The sequence below is a fragment of the Phenylobacterium sp. genome, assembly GCF_030680185.1.
Lineage (GTDB): Bacteria > Pseudomonadota > Alphaproteobacteria > Caulobacterales > Caulobacteraceae > Phenylobacterium.
Window position 1 is genome coordinate 46,861 of the sequence record NZ_JAUXVZ010000064.1, and the last position, 6,270, is coordinate 53,130.

A 6,270-nucleotide genomic window follows, 5' to 3' on the forward strand; every position below is an offset into this window, starting at 1 on the left:
GCACAACTGCGACCTAACGGTTAAGAGACCGGTGTTATCAGATAATATCCTGCAGGCCCCGGGCGCCGCCGCGCCGGGCCCCGGTGATATCGATCTGCTTCAACTGGGCGCCGGTGAAATTGGCCCGGGAGAGGTCTGCGTCCGCCAGGATCGCCTGGCGCAGATCCGCGCGAGCGCAGTCGGTGTTCTTCAGCGCCGCCCCGGTCATGTTGCACGAAAGCAGGCGATTGGAGCCGATCAGCAGCGGTCCCATCTGGGCGTCGCGCAGATCGGCGCCCGACAGCTTGGCGTTGATCAGCCGCGCCCCGCGCAGGTCGGCCCGGCGAAGGTTGCAGGCCCGAAGATCTGCGCCGTCGAGCTGGGCGCCCTGCAGTTGCACCCCCTCCATGTCGAGGCCGTAGAAGACCGCGCCCTTGGCCGACAGGGCCGTCAGGTTGAAGCCGCGGATCGTCTCCAGGGCGCGCAGATCGGCGCCGTCGAACACCGAGGGGCTTCCCTCCCCGCCGCCGGTTTCGCACCAGCGGGCATGGTCGCGGATCATGGTCTTGTAGGGCAGGTCGGCGACGGCCATGCCGGCAGGGGCGTCGGTGAGCACGCCGGCCATGTCGGCCTTGCTGACGTTCCATGAATAGGTCTTGGCGCCCACCAGGATGGCGTCGCGGAGGTCCGCGCCGGCCAGGTCTGCGCCCGACAGGTCGGCGCCCTGCATGTTGGCGCCCGACATATTGGCCTGTTTGAGGTTGGCCCGGACGAGCTTGGCGTCCTTGAGGATGGCGTCGGAGAAGTCGGCTCGTGCGGCCATGACGCCTGACAGGCGCGAGCGCTCCAGATTGGCGCCGGCCAGCACCGCGCCCTGGACCTCGCCCGGACGCGCCAGATGTTCGAGAATGCGCAGCCCCTTGTCCCGGTCGGCTGCGGCGATGGAACCTTCACGCAGGTCGGCCTCGAACAGGTCCGCCCCGGTGAGGTTCGCCCCGCGCAGGCAGGCGCCGCGCAGGTCCGAGCGCCGCAGGGAGGCGTCGGTCAGATTGGCGCCCTGCATGTCGCAGCCAAATAGATTGGCGTTGTCCAGCTTGGCGCCCTGCATCTGGCATTCGTTGAGGCAGGCGCCGGTGAAATCGGCGTCGGCGAGATTGCGGCCGCGAAGATCAAGACCCGAAAGGTCCTTCCAGGCGAAGACCGCCCGCGCGCCCCCGGGACGGGACGTCCAAAGGCGGTCGTGCCGTGCGCATACCGCGTCGACCTCAGCCTGGCTCAGGCTCCTCAGTTCGGGGATCGAGGCGGGGCGGGGGGAAAGCATCTGGCGCCGTTAAGGATGGGTTCGCCTGAGGCTAACGCGGCAAGATTAACGAGCTCCTTCCGACGCTTGCCTCACCGGGTGAGGCCGGGCGGACGGTAGTCGGCGTAGAGCGCGCCGGCCGCCTCGGCCAGCAACCCGACCTCGCCCAGGAGGCCGGCCTGCGCCAGACGCGCAAGGCCCCGCCCGTCGGCATAGGGCGAGGCGTCGCGGCAGGCCACGTTCACCCGCGCCACGCCCGCCCCCGCCAGCCGATCAGCGCAGGCGACCGCACCGCTGGACCTGGCGCCGCAGGGCTCCAGGGTGACAAAGGCGACGGCGCCCCGGGCAGCGGCGCCGGCCATCTCCAGGGCGATCTCCTCGGCATGTGGCCGCCCGCCGGCGGCCGTCGCCCCCTCGCCCACGACGATGCCCTCGGCCGAGACGATGACGCAGCCGACGGCCGGGTTCTCGCCGGTCTGGCCCAGCTGGGCGTGGGCCAGGGCGATGGCGCGGCGCATGTGGGCGGGATCGCCCGCTGTCACGCGGCGGCGGGCAGCGGCTTGGCCCGGGCCTCGTCGAGATAGCGCGCGGCCAGGGGCTTCAGGTCGTCGGACAGCTCGATCAACAGAGGATTTCCGGTGGGGATTTCGACATCGATGATCGCCTCGTCGTCCAGGCCGAACAGCAGCTTGACGATCGCCCGAAGAGAATTGCCATGCGCGACCACCAGCAGGGTGTCGCCGGCGCTCAGGCGGGGGGCGATCTCGGCCTCCCAATAGGGCTGGACCCGGTCCAGGGTGGTCTTGAGGCTCTCGGTATTGGGCAGGTGGGCGCCGGCATAGCGGCGATCGCCGGCAAAATCGAACTCGCTGGCCGAGCTGAGCGGCGGCGGCGGGACGTCATAGGACCGGCGCCAGATCTTGACCTGATCCTCGCCGTGCTTCTGGGCCGTCTCGGCCTTGTTGAGCCCGGTCAGCCCGCCATAGTGCCGCTCGTTCAGACGCCAGTCCTTGATCTCCGGCACATAGGCCTGGCCCGCGGCGGCCAGGGCCAGCCAGCTGGTGCGGATCGCCCGGGTGAGCACCGAGGTGTAGACGCGGTCGAACTGGAGGCCGGCGGCCTTGATCACCTCTCCCCCCTTGGTCGCCTCGGCCTCGCCCTGGTCGGTCAGGTCGACATCCACCCAGCCGGTGAAACGGTTTTCCAGGTTCCAGCGGCTCTGGCCGTGGCGGAGCAGGACGAGGGTCGGCACGGGGCATCTCCTTGGGCGGTCGGGGTCGCCCGTCCGGCTAGGGCTCAGGGGCGGCGGCGTCAAGCGCGCACGCCCCGCCTTGGGCGTGGCCCAGGGCGATGGGAGCGGTTATATCGAAGCCGATGCTAGATCGTTTCTTCTTTCCGTTGCTCGGCCTCGCCGCCGCCGTGACCATCGCCCTGGCCCTGGTGTGGCCTCAGGGCATAGGCGCCCGCTCGCCCGGCCCCTTCGGCCATGAGCCGGTCCTGCAGACGCCCGAGATGAAGGCGGCCATGGAACGCCAGACCAAGGCCTCCGAAGCGCGGCTGAACAAGGCCCGGGAGACCATGCGCGGTCTGCAGGACCAGGCGGTAGCCCCCCGGCCATGAGCAGTTTCGACGCCGTCGCCGTCGGCCGCCGGGTGCTGACCGCCGAATCCGCCGCCCTCAACCAGCAGGCCCAGGACCTGGACGAGGCCTTCGTTCGGGCCGTCGATATCCTGTTCGCCGCCAAGGGCCGCATCGCCTGCACCGGCATCGGCAAGTCCGGCCATGTGGCGCGCAAGATCGCCGCCACCTTCGCCTCCACCGGCTCGGCCGCCTTCTTCGTCCATGCGTCTGAGGCCAGCCACGGCGACCTGGGCATGATCGGCCAGGAGGACGCCATCCTGGCCCTGTCCAAGTCGGGCGAGGTGCGCGAGCTTTCCGACATCCTGGCCTACGCCAAGCGCTTCGGTATTCCCCTGATCGCCCTGACCGCCGCCCCGGGCAGCGCCCTGGGCCAGGCCGCCGACGTGGTCCTACGTCTGGCCGATGCGCCGGAAGCCACCGCCGAGGTCAATGCGCCGACCACCTCGACCACCCTGCAGATCGCGCTGGGCGACGCGCTCGCCGTCGCCCTGCTGGAGCGCCGGGGATTCACCGCCAAGGACTTCAAGACCTTCCACCCCGGCGGCAAGCTGGGCGCTATGCTGCGCACCGTCGGCGACCTGATGCACGGAACCGCCGAATTGCCCTTGGTCGCCCACGACACGCCCATGCCCGAAGCCCTGCTGATCATGACCGAGAAGCGCTGGGGCATTGTCGGGGTCACCGACGACCAGGGCCGGCTGGCCGGGGCGATCACCGACGGCGACCTGCGCCGCCACATTGACGGCCTGCTTTCTCTCTCCGCCGGCCAGGTGATGACTCCCGGGCCGAAGAAGATCGTACCGCCCGCCATGATGGCGTCCGAGGCCCTGGCGCTGATGAGCGATCCGGCGCCATCGGTGACGGTGCTGTTCGTGGTGGAGAACGAACGTCCCGTAGGCATACTGCATGTGCACGACCTGCTTCGGGCAGGCGTGATGTAGCAACCGTCGCGAACCGGCCTTAGTGGCTTCGCGTTAAGCTGGCCTACGGGCCTCTCGTCCTTACAAGCTGTCGACCACCCACCTGCGGAGTCCAGATGCTTCTCGCCCCCAGCGCCGATCTCGTCCCCAATACCCTCGCCTATGAGAACCAACCCCTGGTGAAAGCCACGGGCTTCCGGGAATACGACGCGCGGTGGCTGTTTGGCCCCGACATCAACCTGCTGGGCGTCGAGGCCCTGGGCATGGGCCTGGGCACGCTGATCCAGCAGATGGGCCAGACCAAGATCGTGGTCGGCCACGACTTCCGCTCCTACTCGCTCTCGATCAAGCAGGCCCTGACCCTGGGCCTGATCCAGGCCGGCTGCGAAGTGCTGGACATCGGTCTGGCCCTGTCGCCGATCGCTTATTTCGCCCAGTTCGACCTGGACGCCCCCTGCGTGGCCATGGTCACCGCCAGCCACAACGAAAACGGCTGGACCGGGGTGAAGATGGGCGCCCAGCGGCCCCTCACCTTCGGCCCCGACGAGATGGGCCGCCTGAAGGAGATCGTCCTGGGCGGCGGCTGGGAGCTCAAGCCCGGCGGCAGCCTGACCCACGTCTCCGGCGTCGCCGATCGCTATGTGGACGACGTGGTGGCCGGCGTCAGCCTGAAGCGCCCGCTCAAGGTGGTCTGCGCCTGTGGCAACGGCACGGCCGGCGCCTTCGCCGCCGAAGCCCTGCGCAAGATGGGCGTGGCCGTGGTCTATGAGATGGACTGCGACCTGGACTGGACCTTCCCCAAGTACAATCCCAATCCCGAAGACCAGGAAATGCTGCACGCCATGGCCGCCGCCGTGCGCCAGTACGGCGCCGACTGCGCCCTGGGCTTCGACGGCGACGGCGACCGCTGCGGCGTGGTGGACGACGAGGGCGAGGAAATCTTCGCCGACAAGATCGGCCTGATGCTGGCCCGCGACCTCTCGGAGCTGCACAAGGACGCGACCTTCGTCGTCGATGTGAAGTCCACCGGCCTCTACGCCACCGACGAGGTCCTGGCCGCCAACGGCGCCAAGACCGTCTACTGGAAGACCGGCCACTCCTATATCAAGCGCAAGACCGCCGAGCTGAAGGCCCTGGCCGGCTTTGAAAAGAGCGGCCACTTCTTCTTCAACGACCCGATCGGCCGTGGCTACGACGACGGCCTGGTGGCCGCCGCCGCCATCCTGTCGATGCTGGACCGCAACCCCGACAAGAAGCTCTCGGACCTGAAGAAAGCCCTGCCGGTCGCCTACACTTCGCTGACCATGTCCCCCCACTGCCCGGACGAGGAAAAGTACGGCGTGGTCGAGAAGATCGTCGCCGAGTACGAGGCCCTGCGCGCGTCGGGCGGCACGATCCTGGGCCGCAAGATCGCCGACCTGATCACGGTCAACGGCGTGCGGGTGGCCCTGGAGGATGGCTCCTGGGTGCTGGTCCGGGCCTCGTCCAACAAGCCCGAGATCGTCGTGGTCGTGGAAAGCACCAGCTCGGCCGACGACATGCGCGCCCTGTTCCACCAGGAAGTGAAGCCCCGGCTGGGCAAGCATCCCCAGGTCGGCGGCTACAACCAGGAAATCTGAGCCCGACCGGCGCCGCCCACTCAGCCTCCGCGCGCCCATCTGGCGGCGGAGGTCCAGTTTCGGCTAGACCTGCGCCTTGACCGCCGCGCCTCGCGGCCGCGGCGCGTCGGTGACTTCATGATGGGACGCGGTGCATGCAAGTAGCGATGATCGGGACGGGCTATGTGGGCCTGGTGAGCGGGGCCTGCTTCGCCGACTTCGGGCATGTGGTGACGTGCATCGACAAGGACGCGGGCAAGATCGAGCGCCTGCGGACGGGCGGCATTCCGATCTTCGAGCCTGGGCTCGAGGGTCTGGTGGCGCGCAATGTGGCGGCTGGCCGGCTGTTCTTCGAAACGGAAGCCGCCGCTGCGGTGGCCAAGGCCGATGCGGTGTTCATCGCCGTCGGCACGCCCTCGCGCCGGGGCGATGGCCATGCGGACCTGTCCTATGTCTATGCCGCGGCTGAAGAGATCGCCGACCTGATGGACGGCTTCACCGTGGTGGTGACCAAGTCCACCGTGCCGGTGGGCACCGGCGATGAGATCGAGAAGATCATCCGCGCCCGGCGTCCCGACGCCCAGTTCGCCGTGGTGTCGAACCCGGAATTCCTGCGCGAGGGCGCGGCGATCGAGGACTTCAAGCGGCCTGACCGGGTGGTGGTGGGCCTGGAGGACGAGCGGGCCCGGCCGGTGATGAGCGAGCTCTACCGGCCGCTGTTCCTGAACGAGACGCCCATCGTCTTCACCGGCCGGCGGACCAGCGAGCTGATCAAGTATGCGGCCAACGCCTTCCTGGCCATGAAGATCACCTTCATCAACGAGATGGCCGA

At 68.8% G+C, this 6,270-nt stretch carries 7 protein-coding genes; 4 read left to right on the forward strand and 3 right to left on the reverse strand.

Going from position 1 to position 6,270, the window contains the following annotated elements:
- Positions 1–37: 37 nt before the first annotated feature.
- From Q8L83_RS17855 to gpmA, 3 genes are all read right to left on the reverse strand, one after another.
- Positions 38–1,300 (reverse strand): pentapeptide repeat-containing protein, encoded by a 1,263-nt coding sequence (locus Q8L83_RS17855; RefSeq protein ID WP_305289386.1) that lies wholly within the window; start codon positions 1,298–1,300, stop codon positions 38–40.
- 71 nt (positions 1,301–1,371) lie between these two features.
- Positions 1,372–1,797 carry a riboflavin biosynthesis protein RibD gene (locus Q8L83_RS17860; RefSeq protein ID WP_305289388.1) on the reverse strand — a complete coding sequence of 142 codons (426 nt, stop codon included), beginning with the start codon at positions 1,795–1,797 and terminating at the stop codon, positions 1,372–1,374.
- Between the two features lie 20 nt (positions 1,798–1,817).
- Positions 1,818–2,531 carry a 2,3-diphosphoglycerate-dependent phosphoglycerate mutase gene (gpmA, locus tag Q8L83_RS17865; protein WP_305289390.1) on the reverse strand — a complete coding sequence of 238 codons (714 nt, stop codon included), beginning with the start codon at positions 2,529–2,531 and terminating at the stop codon, positions 1,818–1,820.
- A gap of 122 nt (positions 2,532–2,653) precedes the next feature.
- Here gpmA and Q8L83_RS17870 point away from each other — a divergent pair, with 122 nt between their 5' ends.
- From Q8L83_RS17870 to Q8L83_RS17885, 4 genes are all read left to right on the forward strand, one after another.
- A complete protein-coding gene (locus Q8L83_RS17870; protein WP_305289392.1) occupies positions 2,654–2,899 on the forward strand; it encodes a hypothetical protein in 246 nt (81 codons plus the stop codon).
- Positions 2,896–3,861: an SIS domain-containing protein gene (locus Q8L83_RS17875; protein WP_305289394.1), complete on the forward strand. Its 966-nt coding sequence runs from the start codon at positions 2,896–2,898 to the stop codon at positions 3,859–3,861. The genes Q8L83_RS17870 and Q8L83_RS17875 overlap by 4 nt, the downstream gene beginning before the upstream one ends.
- 95 nt (positions 3,862–3,956) lie before the next feature.
- Positions 3,957–5,459 carry a phosphomannomutase/phosphoglucomutase gene (locus Q8L83_RS17880; protein WP_305289396.1) on the forward strand — a complete coding sequence of 501 codons (1,503 nt, stop codon included), beginning with the start codon at positions 3,957–3,959 and terminating at the stop codon, positions 5,457–5,459.
- 134 nt (positions 5,460–5,593) lie between these two features.
- A partial coding sequence (locus tag Q8L83_RS17885) for a UDP-glucose/GDP-mannose dehydrogenase family protein (RefSeq protein ID WP_305289400.1) occupies positions 5,594–6,270 on the forward strand: 677 nt, incomplete at its 3' end.

Coding starts and splice junctions, on each gene's coding strand:
- Q8L83_RS17875 (WP_305289394.1), top strand. CDS start 2,896: ATGAGCAGTTTCGACGCCGTCGCCGTCGGCCGCCGGGTGCTGACCGCC.
- Q8L83_RS17855 (WP_305289386.1), bottom strand. CDS start 1,300: ATGCTTTCCCCCCGCCCCGCCTCGATCCCCGAACTGAGGAGCCTGAGC.
- Q8L83_RS17870 (WP_305289392.1), top strand. CDS start 2,654: ATGCTAGATCGTTTCTTCTTTCCGTTGCTCGGCCTCGCCGCCGCCGTG.
- Q8L83_RS17880 (WP_305289396.1), top strand. CDS start 3,957: ATGCTTCTCGCCCCCAGCGCCGATCTCGTCCCCAATACCCTCGCCTAT.
- Q8L83_RS17860 (WP_305289388.1), bottom strand. CDS start 1,797: ATGCGCCGCGCCATCGCCCTGGCCCACGCCCAGCTGGGCCAGACCGGC.